Annotated in this window: 21 protein-coding genes and 1 tRNA gene; 20 read left to right on the top strand and 2 right to left on the bottom strand. The window is 42.1% G+C overall.

Annotated elements, in window-relative coordinates; all coding sequences use genetic code 11:
- Positions 1 to 96: 96 nt before the first annotated feature.
- The 15 genes from motA to cheZ all read left to right on the top strand — a co-directional run bounded on the left by motA (position 97) and on the right by cheZ (position 20,025).
- The gene (gene motA, locus MMOL_RS06410) at positions 97 to 957 is read left to right on the top strand and encodes a flagellar motor stator protein MotA (RefSeq protein ID WP_015832203.1); all 861 of its coding nucleotides are present in this window, start codon (positions 97 to 99) and stop codon (positions 955 to 957) included.
- 11 nt (positions 958 to 968) lie between these two features.
- Positions 969 to 1,907, top strand: a complete 939-nt coding sequence (gene motB / locus MMOL_RS06405) for a flagellar motor protein MotB (RefSeq protein WP_015832202.1) — start codon at positions 969 to 971, stop codon at positions 1,905 to 1,907.
- A gap of 112 nt (positions 1,908 to 2,019) precedes the next feature.
- Complete coding sequence (locus tag MMOL_RS06400; protein ID WP_015832201.1) at positions 2,020 to 2,568, top strand: hypothetical protein; 549 nt, start codon at positions 2,020 to 2,022, stop codon at positions 2,566 to 2,568.
- A gap of 119 nt (positions 2,569 to 2,687) precedes the next feature.
- Positions 2,688 to 3,056: a response regulator gene (locus MMOL_RS06395; protein WP_015832200.1), complete on the top strand. Its 369-nt coding sequence runs from the start codon at positions 2,688 to 2,690 to the stop codon at positions 3,054 to 3,056.
- Between the two features lie 179 nt (positions 3,057 to 3,235).
- Entirely contained in the window at positions 3,236 to 5,545 is a 2,310-nt protein-coding gene (cheA, locus tag MMOL_RS06390) for a chemotaxis protein CheA (RefSeq protein ID WP_015832199.1), read from the top strand.
- Positions 5,546 to 5,557: 12 nt separating this feature from the next.
- Positions 5,558 to 6,058: a chemotaxis protein CheW gene (locus tag MMOL_RS06385; protein WP_015832198.1), complete on the top strand. Its 501-nt coding sequence runs from the start codon at positions 5,558 to 5,560 to the stop codon at positions 6,056 to 6,058.
- Positions 6,059 to 6,238: 180 nt separating this feature from the next.
- On the top strand, positions 6,239 to 8,569 hold the full coding sequence (locus tag MMOL_RS12300) for a methyl-accepting chemotaxis protein (protein WP_015832197.1): 2,331 nt from the start codon (positions 6,239 to 6,241) through the stop codon (positions 8,567 to 8,569).
- A 107-nt stretch (positions 8,570 to 8,676) separates the two neighbouring features.
- Positions 8,677 to 11,649, top strand: a complete 2,973-nt coding sequence (locus tag MMOL_RS06375; RefSeq protein ID WP_015832196.1) for a methyl-accepting chemotaxis protein — start codon at positions 8,677 to 8,679, stop codon at positions 11,647 to 11,649.
- 158 nt (positions 11,650 to 11,807) lie between these two features.
- On the top strand, positions 11,808 to 15,002 hold the full coding sequence (locus tag MMOL_RS06370) for a methyl-accepting chemotaxis protein (RefSeq protein ID WP_015832195.1): 3,195 nt from the start codon (positions 11,808 to 11,810) through the stop codon (positions 15,000 to 15,002).
- Positions 15,003 to 15,207: 205 nt separating this feature from the next.
- Positions 15,208 to 15,771, top strand: a complete 564-nt coding sequence (gene fae / locus MMOL_RS06365) for a formaldehyde-activating enzyme (RefSeq protein WP_015832194.1) — start codon at positions 15,208 to 15,210, stop codon at positions 15,769 to 15,771.
- A gap of 319 nt (positions 15,772 to 16,090) precedes the next feature.
- Positions 16,091 to 16,975 carry a CheR family methyltransferase gene (locus MMOL_RS06360; RefSeq protein ID WP_015832193.1) on the top strand — a complete coding sequence of 295 codons (885 nt, stop codon included), beginning with the start codon at positions 16,091 to 16,093 and terminating at the stop codon, positions 16,973 to 16,975.
- On the top strand, positions 16,972 to 17,580 hold the full coding sequence (gene cheD, locus MMOL_RS06355) for a chemoreceptor glutamine deamidase CheD (RefSeq protein WP_015832192.1): 609 nt from the start codon (positions 16,972 to 16,974) through the stop codon (positions 17,578 to 17,580). Before MMOL_RS06360 ends, cheD begins: the two co-directional genes overlap by 4 nt.
- Positions 17,581 to 17,612: 32 nt before the next feature.
- Positions 17,613 to 18,683, top strand: coding sequence for a protein-glutamate methylesterase/protein-glutamine glutaminase (locus MMOL_RS06350; protein WP_015832191.1), 1,071 nt, complete (start codon positions 17,613 to 17,615; stop codon positions 18,681 to 18,683).
- A gap of 248 nt (positions 18,684 to 18,931) precedes the next feature.
- A complete protein-coding gene (gene cheY / locus MMOL_RS06345; protein WP_015832190.1) occupies positions 18,932 to 19,330 on the top strand; it encodes a chemotaxis response regulator CheY in 399 nt (132 codons plus the stop codon).
- A gap of 2 nt (positions 19,331 to 19,332) precedes the next feature.
- Positions 19,333 to 20,025, top strand: coding sequence for a protein phosphatase CheZ (gene cheZ / locus MMOL_RS06340; RefSeq protein WP_015832189.1), 693 nt, complete (start codon positions 19,333 to 19,335; stop codon positions 20,023 to 20,025).
- 130 nt (positions 20,026 to 20,155) lie between these two features.
- Here cheZ and MMOL_RS06335 read toward each other — a convergent pair whose 3' ends face one another.
- Both MMOL_RS06335 and MMOL_RS06330 read right to left on the bottom strand, forming a co-directional pair.
- Positions 20,156 to 20,695 carry a peroxiredoxin gene (locus MMOL_RS06335; protein WP_015832188.1) on the bottom strand — a complete coding sequence of 180 codons (540 nt, stop codon included), beginning with the start codon at positions 20,693 to 20,695 and terminating at the stop codon, positions 20,156 to 20,158.
- Positions 20,696 to 20,803: 108 nt separating this feature from the next.
- Positions 20,804 to 21,463: a DUF2490 domain-containing protein gene (locus tag MMOL_RS06330; protein WP_015832187.1), complete on the bottom strand. Its 660-nt coding sequence runs from the start codon at positions 21,461 to 21,463 to the stop codon at positions 20,804 to 20,806.
- Between the two features lie 316 nt (positions 21,464 to 21,779).
- On the opposite strand from MMOL_RS06330, the gene MMOL_RS06325 reads away from it, so the two are divergent.
- The 5 genes from MMOL_RS06325 (at position 21,780) to MMOL_RS06305 (ending at position 25,791) form a co-directional block, all read left to right on the top strand.
- Positions 21,780 to 21,855: transfer RNA gene (locus tag MMOL_RS06325), tRNA-Arg, on the top strand.
- Between the two features lie 169 nt (positions 21,856 to 22,024).
- A complete protein-coding gene (locus MMOL_RS06320) occupies positions 22,025 to 23,635 on the top strand; it encodes an ArnT family glycosyltransferase (RefSeq protein WP_015832186.1) in 1,611 nt (536 codons plus the stop codon).
- A 4-nt stretch (positions 23,636 to 23,639) separates the two neighbouring features.
- Entirely contained in the window at positions 23,640 to 24,617 is a 978-nt protein-coding gene (locus MMOL_RS06315; RefSeq protein ID WP_015832185.1) for a glycosyltransferase family 2 protein, read from the top strand.
- Positions 24,614 to 25,009: a GtrA family protein gene (locus MMOL_RS06310; RefSeq protein WP_015832184.1), complete on the top strand. Its 396-nt coding sequence runs from the start codon at positions 24,614 to 24,616 to the stop codon at positions 25,007 to 25,009. The genes MMOL_RS06315 and MMOL_RS06310 overlap by 4 nt, the downstream gene beginning before the upstream one ends.
- Positions 25,006 to 25,791 (top strand): ChbG/HpnK family deacetylase, encoded by a 786-nt coding sequence (locus tag MMOL_RS06305; RefSeq protein ID WP_015832183.1) that lies wholly within the window; start codon positions 25,006 to 25,008, stop codon positions 25,789 to 25,791. The genes MMOL_RS06310 and MMOL_RS06305 overlap by 4 nt, the downstream gene beginning before the upstream one ends.
- Positions 25,792 to 25,834: the final 43 nt, after the last annotated feature.

Here is a 25,834-nt window from a genome sequence, read left to right as displayed (position 1 = left end):
AAAAATTACTTTATTCTAGTAATTAAATTACGTTATATTGGCTGTTCTATTGGGAATGTTTGAAAATCGTCGTATCAAAACCTGGGGTGCGTAAGTATGTTTGTAATCATTGGTTATGTTGTAGTTTGCGGTACCATTTTTGGTGGTTACGCACTTGCAGGTGGTCACTTAGGTGGGTTGTGGCAGCCTTTAGAAGTGTTGATGATTTTTGGCGGTGCAGTCGGTGCATTTATTGTGGGTAACGATTCTAAGGCGCAGAAGGCGACACTGAAAGCTTTGCCAACCTTGTTTAAAGGCTCAAAGTTTAATAAAGCGCTGTATATGGATCTATTGGCGCTGCTATTTGAAATTCTCACCAAGATTCGTAAAGACGGCATGATGTCAATTGAGAATGATGTAGAGAATCCTGAGGCCAGCCCACTATTTAGTAAATATCCAGCATTGCAGCACGATCACCATTTAATCGAGTTTATTACAGATTACTTACGATTAATGGTTTCAGGCAACATGGATGCTTTCCAAGTTGAGAATTTAATGGATAACGAAATTGAAACCCATCATATGGAAGGGCATGTGCCTGCGCATTGCGTAGCCAAATTAGGGGATGGCTTACCTGCTTTTGGTATCGTAGCAGCGGTAATGGGGGTTGTGCATACAATGGAGAATGTTGCCTTGCCTCCTGCTGAGTTAGGGATTCTGATTGCACATGCATTAGTTGGTACGTTCTTGGGTATTTTACTTGCCTATGGTTTTATCGGACCTCTTTCTGGCTTGCTAGAGCAGAAGCTAGAAGAAAGTACCAAGATGTATCAAACAGTTAAAGTGACGCTGTTAGCTAGCCTTAATGGTTACGCACCAGCCATTGCAGTTGAGTTCGGACGTAAAGTGCTTTATTCAACAGAGCGCCCAACCTTTGCCGAGCTTGAATCGCACGTTAAACAAGCTAAAGGTAAATAGGGGAGCTTGTTATGGCAGAGGAATTGCGCAAGCCGATTATCGTTAAAAAAATCAAAAAGGGCGGCGGCGGCCATCATGGTGGTGCCTGGAAAATTGCATATGCTGACTTTGTAACGGCAATGATGGCTTTCTTCTTGCTGATGTGGCTGTTGGGCTCAACATCCAAAGCACAAAAAGAAGGTATCTCTGAGTACTTTAAAACACCGCTGAAAGTAGCACTAATGGGAGGGGACTCCGTTGGTGCCAGTGACACCTTAATTAAGGGCGGCGGCGGTAAGGATATGACGAAAAAACAAGGCCAAGTAAAGCCGGTTGATGGGCCGCCAGGTAAGCAAAAGGCTGTTGATATTAAAGATGCCAAGGCTGCACTAGAGAAAGCTGAAGAGCAAAAGCTAGAGTTACTAAAAGAAAAGATAGAAAAAAGTATCGAGGATAGCCCAACTTTAAGTAAATTCAAGAAGCAATTGCTGATTGATATCACCACAGAAGGCTTACGTATTCAAATCGTCGATGAGCAGAATAGGCCAATGTTCGAATCGGCAAAAGCGGAAATGCAGCCATATGCTAAACAGATTTTGAAAGAGATTGGGCAGATGCTCAATGGCGTGACTAATAAAATTAGTTTGTCAGGTCATACTGACGCCGCGCCATACTCTAGCGGAGAAAAAGGCTACAGTAACTGGGAGCTCTCTTCCGATCGTGCGAACGCGTCACGCAGAGAGCTTATTGCAGGTGGCATGGATGAAGCAAAATTGTTGCGTGTAGTAGGCTTATCCTCTGTTTCGTTGTTTGATAAAGATGATCCGCTCAACCCTATTAATAGACGTATCAGTATTATTGTGATGAATAAGCAGGCTGAATTGGATGCATTAAAAGATGACGGGGAAGCAAAATTGCAATCAAATGCTGATCAAGCTGCTGTGGGTAACGTATTGAATAAAAATAACTGATAGGCCATTGTTGTGCCGGCTCTGCTAGTTAAAAACACTAGAGCTATAGATTTTATGGTTGTTGATAGGTAAGCTTAATTAAACGGAATTAACGCGTTAGGATTGTTGCTGTATGGAAACAAAAACATTACCAATAGCTGAGTTACGAAAGTTGCTAGCTGCGGTCTCTGACCACGGTAAGCAGCACTTGGTTGAGGTTGAGGCAGATTTGTTGCAAACAACCTTTTTGTTGAGTGAGGCAATTGAAAAGCTTAGTACTAGCTTTACTGCAGTACATGACGCGGTTTGTGCTCAGCAGCAGGTTTTGGATGCATTAGTAGCGAAGTACGCAATCGAAGAGCCGATCTTAGAAAAACTGGACTCATATAAGTCTAAAATTGGAAATGAGGTTAATGTGGTCATTACCAGTCTTCAATTTCAAGACCTTACCAGCCAGTTAGTCGCAAGAACAATCAAAAGAGTTAACGGTTTGAAAGATTTACTGCATGAATTGGAAGCCCATAGTAATGAGATGGATCCTGGTCATGAACACGAGGAAATAGTTAAATTTTTAGAAGAAATGAATCGTAGTTTACAGGTTGGTAGTAGTGCATTGTCTGGTGGGCTACGTAAGTCAGTTGGTCAGCAAGACATGGCAACGGGTGAAATTGACCTTTTTTAATGAACGGCACTAAATATATTAAATTTAGTGCCGTTAAGCATTGTAGGTTAAGCATAAAAACGCTCTGGTTTTAGTGATTTGAGTGATTGTTTGTTAACAGTAATAAAGTGAGTAGATAAATGGCAAAAACAATATTAGCAGTAGATGATTCAGGCTCACTACGCCAAATGGTGGCATTTAGTCTCAAAGCTGCAGGCTATGATGTAATTCAAGCGGTAGATGGCCAAGATGGTTTGAATAAAGCGAAAGAGAAAACTGTAGATTTGGTTTTAACAGACCAAAATATGCCGATTATGGATGGCTTGACCTTGATTAAAAACTTACGTGGCCTAGGCTCGTATCAGAAAGTGCCAATTTTGATGTTAACAACTGAGTCTAGTGATGAGATGAAGGCCAAAGGCAAAGCGGCTGGCGCTAATGGCTGGTTGGTAAAGCCGTTTGATCCAAAACGTTTGATTGAAGTTGTGCAGAAGGTCATTGGCTCTTAACTATTAGTGTTTGGCTTTATTGTAGTTTAAGCAGCATTTTAAGGTTTTAATAGTTGAGAAGTTTAAACCTGCCTTGCTAAAAATAAAGTGTCTGAATAAATGCGATAAATGTGGTAATGAATATTGACGTGGGCTGTACATTTTGTACGTTGACGTCCGTAAATAATTGGAGTGCGGCAATGACAATTGATATGAGTCAGTTTTACGAAGTCTTCTTTGATGAGGCTGAGGAGCTACTAGCTGAGGCTGAGCGCTTGCTTCTGGGTATTAACATTGATGACCCTGACAATGAAGAATTAAACGCAATTTTCCGTGCGGCTCACTCAATTAAAGGTGGAGCCGCTACTTTCGGCTTCATGGATATGACTGAAATTACGCATGTCCTCGAAAATTTGTTAGATAAAATTCGTAAACACGAGATGGCGCTGACCTCAGAGCATGTCGACGCGTTTCTTGCTGCTAAAGACGTGCTTAAAATGGAGCTGGATGGGCATAGACTAGCTACCGATGTAGATCAAGATCAAGTCGCTGATGTCAAAATGATGCTGAAGCAGCTGTCTGAGGCGGATGCTGCATCTGCTCCAGCGCCCGCCCCAACACCAGCCCCAGTTGTTGCAGAAGCGCCGCCGGTATTTCAGCCTGTTGAAGTTGCATCTGCGCTACCTCCTGACGGGATGAGCTGTTTCAATATTGTGATGCCGGACATCACAGAAAAAGATGCTGAGAATCTAAAAGAAGAGCTCGGTTTATTGGGTGATGTTGCCGTAAGCAAGCAAGCTGATGGACACTACGTCATTACGTTGACGACAGACTCGTCTGAAGCAGACATTATTTCTATTTGTTCCTTCATTGTTGATCCTGACGATTTGGTTATTTCACTGAAGACTAATACAGCCACGCCCTCAGCAGCAACCCAGATTGAAGAGATTAAGCCAATAGTCGCAGAGGCGGTTGTAAGCAACGTTGAATCTAGCACCAAGGTGCTTATTCACGAAGAAGTAGGTTATGGCCTCTTTGAAGATGAAGGTCAAGAGAAGCAGGAGGAGGGCTACGGTTTTTTTGCGCCATTCCAGCCTCATCCAGATGCAGTTAAATCAGAGTTGATTGGTGATGACACCGCGCTTACTTTATCAAATAGTGGCATGACCAAGCTTGCAGCTGATGCTGTTAAAACGGAGATTGTGGCGACTAAAGTACCAGCACAGGATGAGCGTAAAAATCTTGGACGTCGTGAATCGGATAAAGCACCTGCAAGCGCGGAAGCCTCATCAATAAGAGTTGGTGTTGAAAAGGTCGATCAGTTGATCAACCTGGTGGGTGAATTAGTCATCACACAAGCGATGATTGAGCAGCGCATCAGCATGCTGGATCCTGTGCAAAATGAAGCGTTAATTAATAGTGTTGGACAACTGACTCGTAACACTCGCGACTTGCAAGAGTCTGTCATGTCTATTCGTATGATGCCAATGGACTTCGTGTTCTCTCGCTTCCCACGCATGGTAAGGGACTTAGCTGCAAAGCTAAACAAAAAAGTGGACTTTGTCACGGTTGGTGCGACTACAGAGTTAGATAAAGGCTTGATTGAGCGTATTGTAGACCCGCTTACGCATTTGGTTAGAAATAGCGTCGATCACGGTATTGAAATCCCAGAAAATCGTAGAAAAACAGGTAAGAGCGAGACGGGGACATTAACATTGTCTGCTGCACATAAAGGCGGCAGCATTGTGATTGAAGTGACGGATGACGGTGCTGGCTTGAATCGAGACAAGATTCTAGCCAAAGCCCACTCAAATGGCTTGGCGGTAAGTGAGAGCATGACTGATGGCGAGGTTTTCTCACTAATTTTCGCCCCAGGTTTTTCTACCGCTGAAGTTGTGACCGACGTTTCAGGTCGAGGTGTGGGTATGGATGTAGTAAAAAGAAACATTACCTCGATGGGCGGAACTGTGGATATTCGCTCGGCGCTTGGTTTTGGTACCACGATCTCAATCTCATTGCCACTGACACTTGCAATTCTGGATGGCATGTCGGTTTCACTAGGTGAGAGCATTTATGTGATCCCACTGAATTTGATTGTTGAAACCTTACAGCCACGTGCTGAGGATATTAAAACCGTGACAGGTGAGGGGCGCATGGTGCACGTGCGCGGTGAGTATCTGCCTATCATCGCGTTACATAGTCTGTTTAATCACGCGACCGATATTACTGACCCCACCGAAGGCGTGTTGGTGTTGTTAGAGTCTGATGGTAAAAAGTCGGCTTTATTTGTTGATAGATTAGTAGGGCAGCAGCAGGTTGTGATTAAGAGTTTAGAAACAAACTTTAAAAAAGTGCTCGGTGTGTCTGGTGCAACCATTATGGGTGATGGTTCAGTTGCTTTAATCTTGGATGTTGCTGCTTTGATACAAATGGGGCAAAACACCAATTATATTACCGGCGCAGCCTCATTTTCAAACCAAAATAATCAGCATATGCAACGCAATGCATAAGGAGCTTAAACAATGAGTACAGATAATGTAATAAATAATGTGAGTTCAAGAGCGAAAAGCGCAGAGGGCGAGTATTTAACCTTTGTGTTAGGCGCAGAAGAGTACGGCCTGGAAATTTTGAAAGTGCAGGAAATCCGCGGATATGATGCGGTAACGCAAATTGCAAATACACCTGAGTTTATTAAAGGTGTTGTTAATTTGCGCGGCAAGATTGTGCCGATTGTAGATTTGCGTATTAAATTCAACTTAGGGAAAGTTGAATATAACGAATTTACTGTCGTCATCATTTTAAATCTGCATGGTCGTGTCGTTGGCATTGTGGTGGATGGTGTCTCAGATGTGATTGCGTTAAAAGATGAGCAAATCCGTGATGTACCTTCTTTAGTGACAAGTATCGACACTAAATACATTGTTGGCTTGGCAACACTAGATCAAAGAATGCTGATTTTAGTTGATATTGAACAGTTAATGACTAGCCAGGAGATGGCATTAGTTGATGCTGTTGCAGCATAGGGAGTTAGCGCTAAGTTAATGGAGTATAGGTGCTCAACTTTGAAAAGTGAGAATTTAGAACAGTTTAATGTAAGCATCGCGAACATTTGATTGGTTAATTTTTAATCAATATGCTCAATATAAAAATAAAATATTAGTTCCGACTAAATACTTTGTTACATCACTTTTGGGAGCTCACACATGATTGCCGCATTAATTAATGGATTAACAGGTAAAACATCAAAAGAATTAAAAGAGCAAAAAGCGCTGATTGAGCAAACTGCTTTAGAAGTCGCTCAGAAAGATGTAGCAATTGCGGAGTTAAAGCAACAACAAGCAATATTGGCAACTATTAAAAATGCGATGGATAGCTCCTCTTCAGCCATTATGATGGTTGATCGTAACTTCATTGTTACGTATGTGAATGTCGCAAGTATGAGTCTCTTTAATAACAATAGAGCTGAGTTTCTAAAAGTATTTCCATCATTTAATCCGGCTAAAATTATCGGTACTTGCATTGATGTATTCCATAAAAACCCACAACACCAGCGTCAAATGTTGGCTACTCCAGCACGTTTACCATTTTCAACAGAAATTAAAGTAGGTTCACTTACCATTTCACTTTATGTCACCGCTACCTACGATGCTAAAGGGGATTACATTGGTAATGTTTTAGAGTGGAGAGATGTTACTGCGATTAAAGCGCGTGAAGTCGCTGATTTTGACAGTCGTACACAAAATGAATCAATTGCAAGATTTCAGGCAATGATAGAAATGGATTTAGATGGCAATATCATTCATGCTAATGATACTTATCTTAAATTGCTTGAGTATCAGTTGCCTGAGTTGTTAGGCAAACATTCATCAATGCTACTTGATCCCGTGGATGTTAAAAGCCCTGTATATGCAGAAAACTGGAAAAAGCTAATCTCGGGTGAGTATGTGACGGGCCGGGTGAAACGTATAGCCAAAAGTGGCAAGGAAGTTTGGGTACAAGCGTATTTAAGCCCAATTAGAGATATGAGTGGCAAGGTAATTAAAGTCGTGAATTATGCGATAGATATTACAGAACAAAGTCTACGAGAAGCTAGTAACGCGGGGCAACTAGCTGCTATTGATCGTGCTTATTCAGTGATTGAGTTTAGTATGGATGGCAGGGTAACTAGTATTAATGAAAATTTTGAAAATGTTGTGGGGTACTCAAAGGCAGAACTAATTGGACAATACCATAGCAAGTTGGTTGATCCAGCCTATGCTAATAGTCAAGAGTATAAACAGTTTTGGGAAAATCTAAATAAGAGTTTGTTTGATCACGGGATTTATAAGCGAGTAGGTAAAGGTGGTAAGGAGATTTGGTTACAAGCGAGTTATAACCCAATTTGCGATGTGCAAGGCCGTCCAGTTAAAGTTTTTAAAGTTGCCATCGATGTTACACAGCAACATATTGCAGAAATCGAATTAGCAGCTGCAGTTGCAGAGACTGATCACATAATCGAGGCTGCTAAAGATGGGGACTTAAGTAGCCGCATTCCTCTAGCAGGCAAGACTGGAGCAATTGCCAGCTTATGTGATGGAGTGAATGCGCTCATGGATAAGTTAACCGAAGTGATTATCCAAGTACACGAAGCTGGAGAGACGATTAACACAGCCGCAGGAGAAATATCCTCTGGTAACACAGATCTCTCTAGTCGCACTGAGCAACAAGCCTCAAGTCTTGAGAAAACAGCTTCTAGCATGGAGGAGCTTGCATCGACCGTAAAACAAAATGCAGAGAACGCTAAGCAAGCCAACCAACTAGCTTCAGCAGCATCAGGTGTTGCGGTTAAAGGTGGCGAAGTAGTCGGACAAGTCGTGAATACGATGAGTGATATTAATGCCAGTGCTAAGAAAATTGAAGACATTATTTCTGTGATTGACGGCATTGCGTTCCAAACTAATATTCTGGCGCTTAACGCAGCAGTGGAAGCTGCCAGAGCCGGCGAGCAAGGCAGAGGATTTGCAGTGGTGGCAGGTGAAGTACGTAACTTGGCGCAACGCTCAGCCAGTGCAGCAAAGGAAATTAAAGAGCTGATTACCGATTCAGTCAACAAAACTGCACAAGGTACGGCACAGGTGGAAACTGCTGGTAAAACCATGCAAGAGATCGTGAATTCAGTACAACGAGTGACAGATATCATGGGCGAGATTGCTGCAGCTTCTATCGAACAAAGTGCCGGTATTGATCAAGTGAACAACGCTATAACTAGTATGGATGAGGTTACCCAGCAGAATGCTGCGTTAGTTGAGCAGGCAGCTGCTGCGGCGGAGTCGCTAGTAGATCAAGCGATGGGGCTGATGGATACGGTGAATGCGTTTAAGTTGAGTCAAGGTTCAGTGTATGCAAATAAGCCCAATACTGGGCGTGGCAGCCCTAAGCCTGTTGCAATGGCTAAAATTAACGGTGCATTAAAACAGCCATTAACTAAGGCTTCGCAAGCGCAATCACTCAAGGTAAACGGTGCTAGTCATGATGGTGATTGGGAAGAGTTTTAATAAATACTCAAAATGAACGCGTATAAATAACTAAAAGCATGCGGTTTTATTTAGTGATGGCGTTAGTTTTATTGTTTTAAATATGTAATAAAAATGGAGATGTTGGGATGAAGCTACTTAGAGCGCTAACTGTTGCGCAGCGATTAATGGTAATTATTGCTCTCGCTGTTGTAGTGGTTATATCACAAGCTGCAATTGGTCTTTTTGAGCTTAGCCAAGTAAAAAATAGTTTGAAGTCTGTTTATCAGGATCGAATGGTGCCAGTTGGCACGTTAAATCAGATTGCAATCAATATGCTGAAAAATCGCGCTCGATTAAATGCTGCGTTAGGTCACTATAAAGCTACATTGGGTGAAAATGGGCAAGTGACTATTGAGTTGGACGCACAATATTCAAATCAGCAAGCTGATTTTATTGAAAATAGAATGAAAGAAATAACGGAAATATGGGATACATATATAAACAGTAATTTATCTCCTGAGGAAAGATTGCTTGCAGAGAAGTTTGCAAAAAGCCGTGGTCAATTTGTTTCTTTAGTTTTAAAGCCAGCTGTTACTCAATTACGCGCCAATAATTATGAGGCCTTAAAACCAATTAGTGATCAGGCTGAAGATTTGTATGAGGCAGCAGAAGCTGACTTAAAAGTATTGCTGAAATTTAATCTGGAAATAGCTGAAAACGAATACATCACAGCATCCAAGAATTATGAAAAAGTGCGTTTGTTAACGTTTTCTGGGCTAACCTTAGCGTTGTTAATGCTGGTTTGGTTAGGGTTCGCAATTACTAGGTCTATTACGAAAGCGTTAGGTGGTGAGCCTGATACGATGTATGACACAGCTAAGCGTATTGCGTTAGGAGATTTGGATTTTACTATTCCGCTAGAGAAGAATGATCGTAGTAGCACCATGGCTGCAATGAGTACTATGCAAGCTAATATCAAGCTATTAATCTCAGATATTGCTCTGCTATCACAAGCATCACAACAAGGTCGCCTAGCCACACGCGCTGAAGTTGGGCGTCATCAGGGAGATTTCCGTAAAGTACTAAGCGGTGTGAATGATACTTTAGATGCGATTGTTGGGCCGCTTAATGTCGCAGCAAATTATGTGGACAGAATCTCTAAAGGCGATATTCCTGAGAAAATTGTAGATCATTACAATGGCGACTTTAATACGATTAAAAATAATCTAAATACTTGTATTGATGCAGTCAAAAACTTAGTCAATGAAGCGATTAGCTTAGAAAATGCTGCTATTGCAGGCCATTTGAATAACCGTGGTGATGTTGTTAAATACCAAGGCGATTTCCGTAAAGTTGTTGAGGGTTTCAATAATTGTTTAGATGCGGTTGTTGGTCCATTAAGTATAGCTGCTGGTTATGTTGATAATTTTGCAAAAGGCATTATCCCCGCCAAAATTACCGAGCATTACAATGGTGATTTTAATATTATTAAGAATAATCTGAATGCTTGTGTTGATGCTTTGAGTTTACTGGTGTCAGATGCAAATATGTTGGCACAGGCTGCGCAAAACAATAAGCTAGACACGCGTGCAGACGTTTCTAAGCATTGGGGTGACTATCGAAAAGTAGTTGAAGGCGTGAACGGTACATTGGATGCCGTGATGCAGCAAACTGCTGCAGATGCGGCTGAAAAAGCACAAGAAGCACAATTGTTATCGGATGCTGTAGAAGAGACACAACTGATTATTGAAGCTGCTAAAGCAGGTAATCTTAGTAACCGTGTTTCACTCGCAGGTAAGGCAGGTGCAATTTCCAGCCTCTGTGATGGTGTGAATGCGCTGATGGATAAAATGACAGAAGTCATTATTCAAGTCAAAGAAGCTGGAGAGACAATCAACACAGCAGCTGGCGAAATTTCATCAGGCAACACTGATCTTTCAAGCCGCACGGAGCAACAAGCATCAAGCCTAGAAGAAACTGCCTCAAGTATGGAAGAGCTTGCCTCTACTGTGAAACAAAATGCCGAGAACGCAAAACAAGCTAACCAGTTAGCTAGTGCCGCTTCAGGTGTCGCCGTAAAAGGTGGTGAAGTTGTTGGTCAGGTTGTGAGCACCATGAACGCGATTAACCAAAGCGCTCACAAAATTGAAGACATCATTAGTGTGATTGATGGTATTGCATTCCAAACTAACATTCTTGCACTCAACGCAGCGGTAGAGGCTGCACGAGCAGGAGAGCAAGGTCGTGGATTTGCAGTGGTGGCCGGAGAAGTGCGCAATCTGGCCCAACGTTCAGCGAGTGCAGCGAAAGAGATTAAAGAGCTCATTACTGACTCTGTGAATAAAACTGCAGAAGGAACCAAGCAAGTAGAGAATGCCGGTGCCACCATGCAAGAAATTGTCACTTCTGTACAGCGTGTAACAGACATTATGGGTGAAATTACAGCTGCCTCTATTGAGCAAAGTGCAGGTATTGATCAGGTGAACAACGCTATTACTAGCATGGATGAGGTGACTCAACAGAATGCAGCTTTGGTTGAGCAGGCAGCAGCAGCGGCTGAGTCATTGGTAGATCAGGCTGTTGCCTTAATGGATACGGTCAGTGCGTTTAAGTTAAGTGGTGATCATGGTTTACAAAGTAGACCAAATCTAAGAACAATTCCACAGCCATCGCGTATTTCAGGTGTAACTACACCAAAATTAACTCATGATTTTTCATTTGAAGAAGCCAAGCAGGCACATATTAAGTGGAAAACGCGTTTGGTAGATTACATTGCCGGCCGTTCAAAAGAGCATCTGGAGGTGGATATAGTTTGTCGTGATGACAAGTGCCCATTAGGTGGTTGGATATATGGTCGCGCGCAAAAGCATGCACATACTCCAGAATACAAAGAGCTTAAAACTGCACACGCAGAGTTTCATGAGAGCGTAGGGCATATTGTGCGATGTGTGCATGACCAAAATCAGGTGAAAGCAAAGCAACTATTGGGAGGTGAGTTCTCCAAGACCTCAAAACGAACAATTAATGCTATCGATGCAATTGAATCTAGTGTGCATGTGCGTAAGGCTTCAACCAAGGTAGTCACCAGTCAGTCTAGTGACGACTGGGAGGAGTTTTAGTTGTAATCAACTGGAATGACTTTCTCTGTTGTTATGAGTAATCATCACTCAGTATTTTGAATTGTATTTATTAACATTTAATTACATAGTATTTAGTTAAGTTAAAAACGTTTTTTGCAAGATTAACATTTGTTTAAAGTGCCTGAAAGAATAAAACCATGAAAATCAATATGCCAGTGACGCAGAGAGAACTGGAGCTTAATAGCACTCACCAACTGGTTTCTAAAACAGACTTAAAAGGCAGAATCACATTCGTTAATAGAGACTTTATCAGAGTCAGTGGTTTTGCTGAGGACGAATTGATTGGGCAGAGCCACAATATCGTGCGCCATCCTGATATGCCACCAGAAGCGTTTGATGACTTATGGAGTACTGTAAAGTCTGGCAAGCCATGGATTGGAATTGTTAAAAACCGATGTAAAAATGGCGATCACTATTGGGTAGAAGCGGTTGTTACTCCTGTAAAAGAAAATGGTGAAGTTTCTGGTTATATCTCAGTACGTAAGAAGGCGTCTCTAGAGCAGATACAAGGTGCGCTTAATTATCATCGTTACCTTAAGGAGCACCATTCATGGCTAGAAGGGGTGATGACTAAGGTTAATAACTTTAAACGGAATTTCTCACTTAAAGCGAGAATTGTATGTATTTTTATGGCAGTGGCACTTACCTGTTTTTCTTTAGGTGTCAATGGGTTGTATGGTATTCAATACAGTAATGAAAGGTTGTCGACGGTCTACAATGATCGTGTTGTACCACTTCAACAATTGAAAACTGTTGCTGATATGTATGCGGTCAATATTGTTGATACTTCTCATAAAGTCCGTAATGGCAATATCACTTGGACACAAGCAGAGCAAAACGTAGATGATGCAATTAAAGCAGTAGATAAAAACTGGGAAGCATATACAAATACCTACTTGGTAGCTGAAGAGCAAAAGCTAATCTCTGAAACCAAGCCGCTTTTTGTGCAAGCAAATTTAGCAACAGCAAAATTAAAAGAGATTTTAAAAGCCAGGGATGAAGCATCAATTACTGAGTTCACGGTTAATCAACTGTACCCAGCGATTGAACCTTTGTCTGAAAAGATTAGCCAACTCACATTGTTGCAATTAGATATTGCTGCAAAGGAATTTAATCAGGCTCAAGAGAATTACATTTTAAAACGTAATTTAAATATTCTGTTTATCTTGCTGGGGCTGTTGATTACAGGTTTCCTCGGATGGCAACTTTATCATGCCATCATGCCTCGTATACGTATGGCAATCGAATATCTGATGGCAAGTGCACAAGGTGAAGATCATGACTCAGTCCTACGTACAGGTCACCGCGATGAAATGACCGACGTGATGGATGCTTATAGAGCATTAAAAACACGGATGGACTTTAACTATACAGACACACTGGCTGGCGTAGACCGAATTAAGTCTGCGCTAGACAATGCTTCTATCCCAGTCACTGTAGGAAATGAGAATAATAAACTTATTTACATGAATAAGGCTGGCTTTGCGTTATGGGAAAAAATGAGCGCAAATATCAAAAAACTACATCCTGACTTTGCAGTAGATAAATTAATTGGCGGTACACTGGGCAAGTATATTGAGAGTGAAGAGGACCGAGCGTCTTATGTTGCAGAACTTAAAGGCAGCAAAGTACTTAATACCGCAATGGGTGGTCGCCATTTAAGGTTAACTTTTAATCCAGTACATAACGCTGAAGGACATTACTTAGGTCGCATGATTCAATGGGATGACCGCACGGAGGAACTCATTGCTGAGCAAAGTATCGCTCGCTTAATTGAGCAGACAGTAGCTGGCGATTTAACAAATAGAATCGATGCAACACAGTATCCGGAGGGCTTCCTTAAAGAGATCAGTGAAGGCATGAATAAATTGTTAGAGGCTGTAATAGGCCCTCTTAACATGGCCGCAAACTATGTTGATAGTCTTTCAAAAGGTGTAATTCCTGTAGAAATTACCAAAGACTACAAAGGTGATTTTAATATTATTAAAAACAACCTTAACGCTTGTGGTTTGGCAATCAAGTCTCTAGTCGCAGATGGTAATCTACTAGCGCAAGCTGCTGAGGCTGGAGATTTAACTGCACGTGCTGATGCATCTAAACATTTGGGAGAGTACCGTAAGGTAATTGAAGGGCTTAATGCTACACTAGATGCAATTGTTGAGCCTTTAAATATGGCTGCAAATAGCGTGGAAGATATTGCAAGAGGCGATATACCTCAGCAAATCACAAGTCGTTACAACGGTGACTTTAATAAAATTAAAGATAATTTAAATACCTGTTTCTCATCAATTAATGCATTGGTGGCCGATGCAAGGAAACTCTCTGATGCTGCGGCAGAAGGTGATGTGTTAGTACGTGCTGATGCAGACAGACACCAAGGTGACTACCGCAAGATTGTGAACGGCATGAACGAAACACTGGAAATGATCGTCACCCCGATCGTCACCGTGCAGCAATCAGTAGAAACCATCAACACAGCTGCAAGAGAGATTGCGCAAGGTAATGCGGATCTATCACGCCGTACAGAAGACCAAGCGGCATCGTTAGAGAAAACAGCAGCCAGCATGGAAGAACTCTCATCTACCGTGAAACAAAATGCTGACAACGCTAAACAAGCCAACCAACTCGCCTCAGCAGCATCAGGCGTAGCGGTAAAAGGCGGTGTAGCCGTATCAGCAGTTGTCAACACCATGGCAGAAATCAACGAGAGTGCCAAAAAGATTGAAGACATCATTTCCGTGATTGACGGCATTGCCTTCCAAACCAACATTCTCGCGTTGAACGCAGCGGTAGAGGCAGCCAGAGCCGGCGAACAAGGTCGTGGCTTTGCGGTGGTTGCAGGAGAAGTACGCAATCTAGCTCAACGCTCAGCCTCAGCTGCAAAAGAAATTAAAGAACTAATTACCAACTCCGTGAACAAAACTGCAGAAGGCACCAAACAAGTAGAAACTGCTGGTGAAACCATGCAAGAGATCGTTAGCTCAGTCAAACGTGTATCTGACATCATTGGTGAAATCTCAGCGGCATCACAAGAGCAAAGCGCGGGCATTGAACAAGTGAACGAAGCCATCATGAAAATGGATGACGTAACCCAGCAAAACACTGCCTTGGTAGAAGAAGCGGCAGCGGCAGCCGAATCCATGATGGAACAAGCGGATGAGTTGATGAACGCGATTAGCGTATTTAAGCTAGGTGGTGGCAATGAAAGCCGAGTAGCGATACGCCCTGTGTCTAAAGTTGCTGTTAGTAAAGTTGCGCAGTCGACAAGACCTATACCGGTCAAACTGAGCGTAAAAACGAACAGTGATGATGGAGATTGGGAAGAGTTTTAAAAAGGGATTTTATGGTTTGGTACCTAATGGTTTATAATAGCTGGCTGATGGTTAGCAAGCTGCTAGCTATGACCGATAAGGTAAGGTGGTGAGTGTAACGTTATCCACCATATGCAAGAAAAATTGGCAGTAACGCTACACTCGGCTGCCAAATGTAACAAAGTAGTTAATTTTGAAATTTATTAAGAAGTTCTAGGAGACTGAAATGGCTGTTATTGATCGTGTATTAATTGGTGAAGCATTGGTGATCGAAGATCGTCCAGATGGTAGTGGTTTAGATCTGAAAAATGTAGCTCACATTGACCTAGTAATGGGTCCACGTGGTAGCGCTGCAGAAGATGCATTTTGCCGCACATTAACTGATCAAAAAGAAGGTGTTAATGGCTTGTTAGCTATTGTTGCACCTAACATGATGGTTAAACCAAACACAGTAATGTTTAACAAAGTGACTTTGAAAAATACTAAACAATCTGTGCAAATGTTTGGCCCAGCACAACGCGGTGTTGCGATGGCTGTGATGGAGTGTGTTGAAGATGGCACAATTCCAGTTGAAGAAGCTGATGACGTATTTATTTCTGTTGGTGTATTTATTGACCAATCTGCGGATATGGACGACCGTATTCAAGACTGGAACTACCGTGCTACTAAACAAGCGATTAAGAGCGCTGTTGCACGAGAGCCAAAAGCTGCTGATTTGTTGAAAGTATACAAAAATTCAGCACACCCTTTTGCTGCACCAGACAAAAACAGAAGAGCAACAGACAAGTAATAAGTAGTAGTAAGTAAAAAGTAATAAATAGTAAGTAAAATAAGTAAAAAATGATGTGGAGCAATGTTTTAAGATGAAAATGTCAAAAAGCCAGTTTTAATTAACCAGTTTAATTAAAAGGTTTTGTCGATATTTACATCTTGCATTGCTGCATAATCATTACGTTAATATTGCTGATAAACAATTAAGTTGTAATTATGCAGTTAACCGCAACATATTAATAACTAATAAATTAAAAGTGCCAAAAGCATATTGCTAAAGTGCTTTGTACCAAACCGGTGCAGTAAGTAACTTACAATAATTACGTGGTGAATATTGAATGTTGAAAAAAGAGCAGCACGATGAGGGGCGAGAGTTTAGTTTTACTGCTCAAGATTTTGCTAGGGTACGTCACTTAATTTATCGTCATGCAGGTATTTCTTTATCAGATGCTAAATCTGATATGGTTTATAGTCGTATTGGCAGAAGGTTACGCGTTTTAGGTGCAACTTCCTTTAAGGAGTACCTGGACACCCTTGAAAGTCAAAGCGACTCTGACGAATGGGAGGCATTTACTAATGCACTCACAACAAACCTGACTTCTTTTTTTCGTGAAGAACATCATTTTCCCATCCTTGCAGAACATCTGCGATCGCTCAAAAAGCCTATTCGTATCTGGTGTTCTGCCGCGTCTACAGGCGAAGAGCCTTACACAATTGCCATGACCGCTTGTGAAGCGTTTGGCAGCCTAAATCCCCCCGTTGATATTATTGCTACAGATATCGATACCAATGTATTGTCTACAGCAGCACGCGGCATCTATCCCTATGAGCGCGTGAGCAAACTGTCAGAAGAAAGACGTAAACGTTTCTTTCTAAAAGGCACCGGTCCGAATGATGGCTTGGTTGCCGTTAAAAAAGAATTAAAAGCAATGATTACTTTCAATCAGCTTAATTTGCTTGATGAGAGTTGGGCTTTACACGAGCCTTTTGATGCAATTTTCTGTAGAAATGTAATGATATATTTTGACAAGCCAACACAGGCAAAGATTTTGAGCCGATATGTACCTCTAATGAAGCCAGATGCATTGTTATTTGCAGGACACTCAGAGAATTTTCTTTATGTATCAGACGCTTTCCATTTAAAAGGTAAAACTGTCTACACGTTAAGTGACGGGGGGCAATTGAAACGCTCTGGCCATCAGGCAAGAGAGAAAACGTCATGAGCATGCTAGAAGAAGAAGTCTCTACTACACTTTATTTTGACCGGACTTTCGACTGCGATGCAGCAAAAATAGCGCCTGGGGAGTACTACTTTACTGATAAAGATATGTTGATTGTGACAGTGTTAGGGTCATGCGTGTCTGCATGTATACGTGATAGCAAAACCGGTGTAGGTGGTATGAATCACTTTATGTTGCCAGATAGTGCGGCTGCGGATAAGGATAGCCCAGTTTCTGAATCGATGCGCTACGGTACTTATGCCATGGAGGTTTTGATTAACCAATTGCTACGCAATGGTGCGCGTCGTGAGAACTTGGAGGCTAAGATATTTGGTGGCGGTAATGTTTTGAAGAGTTTTACTACGACCAATGTAGGCGATCGTAACGCTATTTTTGTGAGAAAGTATTTGAATGCTGAAGGAATACGGATCACAGGTGAGGATCTATTAGATATTTATCCTAGAAAAGTTTATTTCTTTCCTAAAACCGGCCGAGTTTTAGTGAAAAAACTGAAACAAATGCACAATGACACCTTGTTTAAACGTGAAGAGGTTTACGCAAGCAAGCTTAAGACTACTGACGTCGGTGGTGCAATTGATTTGTTTTAATTGAATGGGCAACAAGACACGAGAATAAGCAAATGAAAATAAAAGTACTTGTTATAGATGATTCAGCACTAATTCGAAGTTTACTCACTGAAATTATTAACGATCAGAAAGATATGATGGTCGTTGGGGCTGCACCGGATCCATTGATTGCAAGAGAAATGATCAAGCAGTTAAATCCTGATGTATTAACGCTTGATGTAGAAATGCCTAAGATGGATGGTCTGGATTTCTTGGAAAAGCTGATGCGTTTACGTCCGATGCCGGTGGTGATGGTGTCTACACTGACTGAAAAAGGTTCGGAAATCACGATGCGCGCATTAGAGTTGGGTGCAACCGATTTTGTGACTAAACCTAAAATGTCCATCACAGAGGGAATGCGTGAGTATACGCATGAAATCACCGATAAAATCCGGGCGGCTTCACAAGCAAAAGTTTCATCACCTAGCCGTCATCCTATAACAGCAAACGCTGAGGCGCGCCCAGCTCAGTTGCGTAATCCATTGATTAGTAGTGAGAAGCTGTTAATTGTCGGTGCCTCTACAGGCGGAACTGAGGCAATTAAATCGTTTCTACTGCAGATGCCGTCAGATTGCCCTGGGATATTAATTACACAACACATGCCTGCAGGTTTTACTAAATCTTTTGCAAATAGACTAAATTCTTTATGCCAAATATCCGTTAAAGAAGCTGAAGGTGGTGAGCGCGTGTTGCCTGGGCATGCTTATATTGCCCCTGGTGATAAGCACTTGTTATTGGCAAGAAGCGGCGCTAACTATGTCACAGAACTAAGTGATGCACCTCCAGTGAATCGCCATAAGCCATCAGTTGATGTGTTGTTTGATTCTGCGGCATTACATGCTGGTAAGAATGCTATTGGTGTCATCTTAACCGGTATGGGTAAAGACGGTGCGGTTGGCATGGCGCAAATGAAAAATGCTGGCTCTTACAATTTTGCTCAAAACGAGGAGAGTTGTGTAGTGTATGGTATGCCAAAAGAGGCCGTGGCGCATGGCGGTGTGGATGAAGTTGCACATTTGAATGACTTGCCAAAATTAGTGCTGAATCATTTAATGGTGAATAGTACTCGTGCTCTACGTGTGTAAGTTTTAGTGAAACTAGCGAGCTCATTGATTTAAGTCTTAGTATGCTCTAGGTTATGTTGATGAAGCAGGCAGTTCCTTGTTGATCATAGTGCCTTTAGTTAATACTGCAGGCTTTGTCATAAGTCAGTACAATAGATAAAAGTTATAAATTTATTCATAGTGTTTAATTCTTAAGTCTTCAAATTTAAGTGTTCAAATCTAATTGAGCGTTTTAACACTAAGAGTAATTAATGTTAATGGAGTGGAGCATGGCAAATACAAATACTAAATTTCTTGTTGTGGATGACTTTTCTACGATGCGTAGAATTGTTCGCAACTTGCTTAAAGAGTTGGGTTACACCAATGTGGATGAAGCTGAAGATGGTGTTGCAGCACTAAGCAAACTGAAAGGTGGTGGGTTTGAGTTTGTGGTATCCGATTGGAATATGCCTAATATGGATGGTTTAACACTGTTGCAAAACATCCGTGCCGATGCAGAATTATCCAAGTTGCCTGTGCTCATGGTAACGGCAGAAGCAAAGAAAGAAAACATTATTGCGGCAGCGCAAGCTGGTGCTAATGGTTACGTGGTAAAACCTTTTACTGCCGCAACACTTGATGAAAAATTATCAAAAATTTTCGAGAAGCTTGAGAAAGCAGGGGCTTAACTATGACTAGCGAAGCTACACCACAACAAGCTTCAAATGTAGAGTCTGCATTGGGGCTATCGTCAAGTGACGAGATTCTTAACCGTGTAGGCCACGTAACAAGAACATTGCACGATAGTTTAAGTGGTTTAGGTTTAGATAAAATATTAGAGCAAGTTGCGCAAGATATCCCAGATGCGCGTGATCGCTTGGCTTATGTTGCACGTATGACGGAACAGGCAGCAGAGCGTGTTTTAAATGCAACTGACGTAGCGATTCCGCTACAAGAGGAGCTTGCCGCTGGCGCAACAGCGCTAGAGCAGCGATGGCAAGACGTGATGCGTGAGCCTTCGCTAAAGAGTGAGTACAATTTAGCAGCTACCGAAACGCTTACTTATTTGAAAATGGCAGGTAAGAACACCGCGGACACCAAAGCGCTATTGATGGATATCATGATGGCGCAGGATTTTCAGGATTTAACTGGGCAAGTAATTAAAAAAATCACTGGGCTAGCACAAGATCTAGAGCAGCAGTTGGTACAGTTGTTGATAGACTTCTCGCCAGCAATTCCTAAAAAAGACACTGAAGCAAATAAGGCGGATGTTGTGAATACCCACTCAAGTCTTCTGAATGGTCCGCAAATTGACCCTGATGCAGTGGATGTTGTGGCCAGCCAAGAGCAGGTAGACGACTTGCTAGATAGCTTGGGTTTTTAACTAGTTATTATTTTTAATTAGTTATATCAGCCGTATCATTTAAGGCTCATCAAATAGCAAAATTGCTATTTGGTGAGCCTTTTTAATTTGTGGGCTATGTAAGTTGTTGGCCAATTGTAGTTCGCTAATTTTAGTTAGCTTGAATGTTGGTTAAGTCATCGATAATTTGCTGAGAGTGGTTAGAAACATTCACATTGTCATAAATCTTAATCACTTTTGAATCTGGGCCGATTAAAAATGTATAACGTTTTGCAATTTTAATAAAGATTAAATTAGTGAGCGCGTGGTATGCGTTTGCAACGTTGCCATCTGTATCCGCCAGCAAGGTGAAAGGCAGGTGATATTTTTCTGCGAATTGCTGATGAGATGATTCTGTATCTACGCTAACGCCAATCACTTTGGCATTCAAGTGCTCTAATTTAGATAAATCATCCCTAAAGCTGCAAGCTTCTTTCGTGCAGCCTGGCGTGTCGTCTTTAGGGTAGAAGTAAAGCACAACATACTTTCCCTTATAGTCTGATAATGTATGCTGAGTTCCTTTTGTATCTTTCAATGCAAACTCAGGTGCATTTTCACCAATAGTTAAACTTGGTTGCTTGATTGAGTAATGACGATAGCCGATAAACGCAACCAATATAACCGCTGCGTAGAATAGAGTCTTAATTAACATGTGATCACCTTGCTTAGTTTTTATGCTGGGATAAAACATTCTGCTGGGATGTTAGCACTGTTTAGAGTTGATTCCCATGCGCTTTAACAGATTGGTATGGGTTTGGATTCAAAAAGACTGGCTGATATTGATAGCAAGCACATGATTCATTCTATCAGGTGAGCTAATTGCTACGTACTGGTTTAAATAGCCGACTTCTAAATTAGTTGCATTCAGAATTTTTCTGCCTACGCCTAGGAATAACCTATTTTGGTCAAAACCAGATTGCACCTGAGCAGTTTTATTTAGATTGAAATAGGCTTCATCAGAAATAATAGCAGTGTAGGTCGGTGATAATAGAACGCTGACTTTAAGCAATTGCCTCAAGCCGGTTGATATTTCACCTTGATGTTCAAATTGCCTATGCTCGAAACGGCTGCGTTCCTGAACTTTATACGTGTTACTTTCAAATAACGTTAAACCAATATCCTCCCATAAGCGTTGTTCATGGGTATGTTGATTGTTGTTATTAAAACCAAGGTTGTACGCATAACCACCCCCGACAAAAGCACGGTCGGTGATTTGATAATACAGTCCTGGTCTAATGGTCACTTGGTCTCGATGGCTGCCTTCGTTCCGCCAATAGGGCTGGATTTGAATCATGGCTTTGAGTTGAGGTGATAAGCTGTAATCAGCTTGGTATGTGAGCCATATACGGTCATCCCGTTCTATCTCCGCATATACACGGCTGGACATGGCTAACAATACAATATAAATGATAAACTTCATATTAACTTACAAATGATAATCATTATCAATTATATCAAAAATTAACGGCTGTTATTGGTAATTAACTTTATGTTTTAACCAATCTCCATGTTGAACATGAGCTGAAATATGCAGGTGTTTTTAAAATTAGGCATCAATACATCGCAATCAGTAGCGATTAAGTAGGTGAGTAGCTATTTTTTGATAAAGTTTAATCTCTTGATGCTAAAATGTGCGGCTGTTGAAAATATGTTTTGCGGAGCAAGCGAGTGTTTGGGAAGCAAATAATTTTAGCAGTTGCCTGCACACGTTATAAAATAAGGCTTGCAGAGTAGTTGCCCCCGTAGCTCAGTGGATAGAGCATCCCCCTCCTAAGGGGAGGGCCACACGTTCGATTCGTGTCGGGGGCGCCATTGATTTAGCGGATTCTAGAATTAGTATTAGCATTAAACTACGCAACACATTAGTTTGGCTGTACTTCATTAACGGTGCTTAAAATAGATGTATTTGAAAATAAGCGTACTTTAAGTGTATTTGGGAATAACTGTACTCCTTGCGAGTGGCTATTAGAAAACCTATAAAATGACATCAACAGTATTTCAACGACTATCCCTGGCGCTATTTTCATTTCTTGCTGTTTTTATTGTGGTGACATTTAAACAGTATGGTATTAGCAATGACGAACAAGTGCAGCACGTTTATGGCCAATTGTTGCTTAAGTTTTACAGCACAGGTTTCGTTGACCACGCAGCATTTACTTATAAAAACCTTTACCTCTACGGCGGTTTGTTTGATTTAATCGCCGCCATTCTTGAAAAGCTTTTGCCGCTGTGGGTGTGGGATATCCGCCATTTACTTTCCGCATTATTTGGCTTAGCGGGCATTGTTGCCGTGCAAAAAATTACCCATACGCTTGCAGGTGCGCGAGCTGCTTTTTTCGCTACCTTTTTGCTTGCTATCACAGGAGCATGGACTGGTGCCATGTTTACGCATACCAAGGATGTGTCTTTTGCTGCTTGTATGGTTTGGGCGCTATATTACACATTGCTAATTTCTAAACAGCTACCGCGTATTCCGTTAGCGTTGAGCCTGAAACTGGGTGTGGCAGTGGGTCTGGCTTTAGGTTTAAGAATAGGCGGTGCATTTGCCGTTATCTATTTGCTTTTAATGGTGTTCATCGCAGGCTTTCTTACCGTAGGTAACTACAAACAAAAACTTGCATTTTACTGGCAGAGCTTTGTTGGTCTTGTGCCGGCAGGCGCTGTCGCCTTTGGCTTAATGGCTATTTTCTGGCCTTGGTCAGTGATGGGCTTTGGTCATATTCTGATTGCTGCAAAGTCGTTCTCACACTTTGCTTTTGATATGAACACCATTGTGAATGGCAAGTTTATTAACATCGGTGATGTGCCACGCACTTACCTGTTTCAATACCTTAGTATCCGCTTGCCAGAAGTTTTCTTACTGGGCTTACTCAGTCTACTTGTGGTATTGGGGGCGAAGCTAAAGCAAGCATCGTGTCTGAAGTTTTGTCAGTTGCCCGAGATTACGGTTAGCATTGCTTTGCTCACGCCTTTGTTATTTGTGCTTTGGGATCGCCCAGCACTCTATAATGGTGTGCGACATTTTACTTTTGTGATTCCAACCTTAGCGATTGTTGCAGGTATTGGTTTATCCAAAATGTTGGATGTTCTAGTTGATTGTAAGAAGTGGCGTTTAGGTTTTGCGGCTGTATGCTTGCTATTAAGTGCGAAAGCGATATGTACGCTTTACGCGTTGCATCCGTATCAATATCTATACTACAACCATTTTGCCGGCGTCGATTTTAAGCATGCTCAGCATAATTGGGAGGGAGACTATTGGTCTAGTAGCCTGATTGATGCGACAAAAATGCTAGAACAATACGTGGATGCTGAAGAAGTGAAGTCACAAAAGAAAAATGCCACCCCCTATTCAGTAGCAGTGTGTGCTGAGGCTTTTCAGGGGCAGGCATATTTGGATAAGCGTTTTAATATCACTGAAGATTGGGTGACTGCAGACTTCTTTATGTCTAGTACCAATATGAATTGCGATAAAGTGTTACAAGGTGAGGTGATTGGTGTAGTGGAACGTTTGGGTGCACCGCTTGCCGTAGTTAAAGATCGTAGAACATTAATAGGCGATGCGCGGATTCCGCGTGCCGCACCACGGGATTAGGGACATGAATAAAAACATTTTTCCACGCGTAGATGCTGAAGCGCACATTAGCATCATCGTCCCAGCCTTTAATGAAGAGGCTGCGATTGTTAGCACGATTCACACCATCGTAGATCGTGTTAAACAGCTGAGTGCAAATTGGGAAATCATCGTGATTGATGATGGTAGTCGTGATCAAACCGCGAATATCGTACGTAGTCTGCCTGAAAGTTTACAAACAACCTTGGTGCGCTTTTCGCGCAATTTTGGCAAGGAATATGCCATTACTGCGGGTTTGGAGTATGCAACAGGTAATGTGGTGATCTGCATGGATGCAGATGGCCAGCACTCATCTGAACTCTTGGTTGAGATGTTAGCGAAGTGGCGTGCAGGTTACGATATGGTCTATGCCTACAGGCAAGATCGTGACGTAGAGTCTCGGTTTAAGCGTTGGGGTTCACGTATTTTTTACCGCGCAATTAGCTTAGGTGGTCAGATTCATATTCCGCGCGACGCGGGAGATTTTCGCTTAATGGATAGGCAAGTGGTCAATGCATTGCTTTCATTGCCTGAGCGTAATCGCTTTATGAAAGGTATCTATGCATGGGTGGGCTACCACTCTATTGGTATTCCGTACATTCCATTACCTCGCTCTCATGGAGAAAGTGCGTTTTCAAAGTTAAAGCTGATTCAGTTGGCTTGGACTGGGGTGACTAGTTTTTCTGTCATGCCATTGCGTTTAGCTAGTGCGGTAGGGGCCTTGCTTGCGCTATTGTCGTTTACCTATGGCATGTATGTCGTGGTCGATCATATGTTTTTTGATAAGTCGGTGCCTGGTTGGCCAACGATTATTGCCAGCATGATGTTCTTTGCAGGGGTGCAGTTATTATTTATTGGCATCTTGGGTGAATATTTATCTCGTATTTACGATGAAGTGAAAGGGCGCCCGCCTTACATCGTGGCGGAAGTGCTCAAACCGAAAGCTATCGCAACGCAGCAATGATGCAAAAACATCGACATTCAATTTCTTGGTTTGCAGTGGTAGGCGCATTGGCCGCTGGCGTACATTATGTAGTTGCCGTGGGCTTAGAGTATAGCCATATGCTTACTGCAATCTATGCCAATACCGCCGGTTTTTTGTTTGCCTTTCCTGTGAGTTATTTTGGGCACCGTAAATTAAGCTTTTCTGGGCACTCATCTACGCATGCGCATGCTTTCCCACGCTTTTTTGCTGTTGCCGTTTCCGGCTTTTTAGCCAATCAGTTTTTAGTGATTAACGCGATTTATTTCACAGCTATTCCATTTTGGCTGGTATTGGGTGTGGTGATGGTGATTGTTGCAGTTTCCACTTATTTTTTAAGCCGTTTCTGGGCGTTTAAAGGCAAGCCGTCATGAAGCTGATTATTTGTGCTGACGATTTTGCGCAAAGCCCGGAAATCGATGCGGCTATTGTGCGCTTGATAGAAAATGGCAGGCTGACTGCAGCCTCCTGTATGGTGAATAGTCCATACTGGACTTCGTCTGCCAAACTGCTGACTGCCGACATCCGGGACAAGGCGCACATAGGCTTGCATCTTGATTTTACCTTGTTTGGCTACCGCTATCCGCACGCGGTATTGACTGTGTTGAGTCTGCTGCGTTGCCTGCCTAAGGCTGCGATTAAAAATAGCATTGAGCATCAGTTAAATCAATTTGAAGTCGCGTTAGGTACACAGCCAGACTATGTGGATGGGCATCAACATGTGCATCAACTGCCACAAATTCGCGAAGTGTTATTGGCGGTATTAAAGCGGCGTTATCATCATCAGTTGCCTTGGATACGCATTGCCAAGCCTAATGATGAAAGTGGCTTTAAAGGACGCATCATTAAAATGCTTGGTGCTAGTGCACTGGAGCGCGAAGCTAAGCAGTTAGGGTTCAAGTATAGCAGTGCGTTATTGGGTGTTTATAACTTCAGCGGAGATATGCACGACTATAAAACGCGTTTAATGGATTGGGCAAAGCAGGCCAAGAAAAGTGTTGGTACCTCTGTGCTGATGTGCCACCCAGCCATGGAAGGGGCAAATGGGCACATCAATGACCCGATTTACCCGGCAAGGCTGAATGAGTTTAAGGTGCTGAATAGTGATGCTTTTGGCACAATCTTTAATGAAGTGAGTCTTGTGCGTGAGCCTTAGCTAATATGAGTGCTGCCGTTAGTATTGCAGCACTATGTTTAGT

This window comes from Methylotenera mobilis JLW8 (assembly GCF_000023705.1).
GTDB classification, from domain to species: domain Bacteria; phylum Pseudomonadota; class Gammaproteobacteria; order Burkholderiales; family Methylophilaceae; genus Methylotenera; species Methylotenera mobilis.
The sequence above is the reverse complement of the archived record's forward strand: the minus strand, read 5'-3'. Positions and strand labels throughout refer to the sequence as shown.

Bases quoted from the DNA above. Each gene is read 5' to 3' on its own strand.
- motA (WP_015832203.1), top strand. From the start codon at position 97: ATGTTTGTAATCATTGGTTATGTTGTAGTTTGCGGTACCATTTTTGGT.
- motB (WP_015832202.1), top strand. From the start codon at position 969: ATGGCAGAGGAATTGCGCAAGCCGATTATCGTTAAAAAAATCAAAAAG.
- MMOL_RS06400 (WP_015832201.1), top strand. From the start codon at position 2,020: ATGGAAACAAAAACATTACCAATAGCTGAGTTACGAAAGTTGCTAGCT.
- MMOL_RS06395 (WP_015832200.1), top strand. From the start codon at position 2,688: ATGGCAAAAACAATATTAGCAGTAGATGATTCAGGCTCACTACGCCAA.
- cheA (WP_015832199.1), top strand. From the start codon at position 3,236: ATGACAATTGATATGAGTCAGTTTTACGAAGTCTTCTTTGATGAGGCT.
- MMOL_RS06385 (WP_015832198.1), top strand. From the start codon at position 5,558: ATGAGTACAGATAATGTAATAAATAATGTGAGTTCAAGAGCGAAAAGC.
- MMOL_RS12300 (WP_015832197.1), top strand. From the start codon at position 6,239: ATGATTGCCGCATTAATTAATGGATTAACAGGTAAAACATCAAAAGAA.
- MMOL_RS06375 (WP_015832196.1), top strand. From the start codon at position 8,677: ATGAAGCTACTTAGAGCGCTAACTGTTGCGCAGCGATTAATGGTAATT.
- MMOL_RS06370 (WP_015832195.1), top strand. From the start codon at position 11,808: ATGAAAATCAATATGCCAGTGACGCAGAGAGAACTGGAGCTTAATAGC.
- fae (WP_015832194.1), top strand. From the start codon at position 15,208: ATGGCTGTTATTGATCGTGTATTAATTGGTGAAGCATTGGTGATCGAA.
- MMOL_RS06360 (WP_015832193.1), top strand. From the start codon at position 16,091: ATGTTGAAAAAAGAGCAGCACGATGAGGGGCGAGAGTTTAGTTTTACT.
- cheD (WP_015832192.1), top strand. From the start codon at position 16,972: ATGAGCATGCTAGAAGAAGAAGTCTCTACTACACTTTATTTTGACCGG.
- MMOL_RS06350 (WP_015832191.1), top strand. From the start codon at position 17,613: ATGAAAATAAAAGTACTTGTTATAGATGATTCAGCACTAATTCGAAGT.
- cheY (WP_015832190.1), top strand. From the start codon at position 18,932: ATGGCAAATACAAATACTAAATTTCTTGTTGTGGATGACTTTTCTACG.
- cheZ (WP_015832189.1), top strand. From the start codon at position 19,333: ATGACTAGCGAAGCTACACCACAACAAGCTTCAAATGTAGAGTCTGCA.
- MMOL_RS06335 (WP_015832188.1), bottom strand. From the start codon at position 20,695: ATGTTAATTAAGACTCTATTCTACGCAGCGGTTATATTGGTTGCGTTT.
- MMOL_RS06330 (WP_015832187.1), bottom strand. From the start codon at position 21,463: ATGAAGTTTATCATTTATATTGTATTGTTAGCCATGTCCAGCCGTGTA.
- MMOL_RS06320 (WP_015832186.1), top strand. From the start codon at position 22,025: ATGACATCAACAGTATTTCAACGACTATCCCTGGCGCTATTTTCATTT.
- MMOL_RS06315 (WP_015832185.1), top strand. From the start codon at position 23,640: ATGAATAAAAACATTTTTCCACGCGTAGATGCTGAAGCGCACATTAGC.
- MMOL_RS06310 (WP_015832184.1), top strand. From the start codon at position 24,614: ATGATGCAAAAACATCGACATTCAATTTCTTGGTTTGCAGTGGTAGGC.
- MMOL_RS06305 (WP_015832183.1), top strand. From the start codon at position 25,006: ATGAAGCTGATTATTTGTGCTGACGATTTTGCGCAAAGCCCGGAAATC.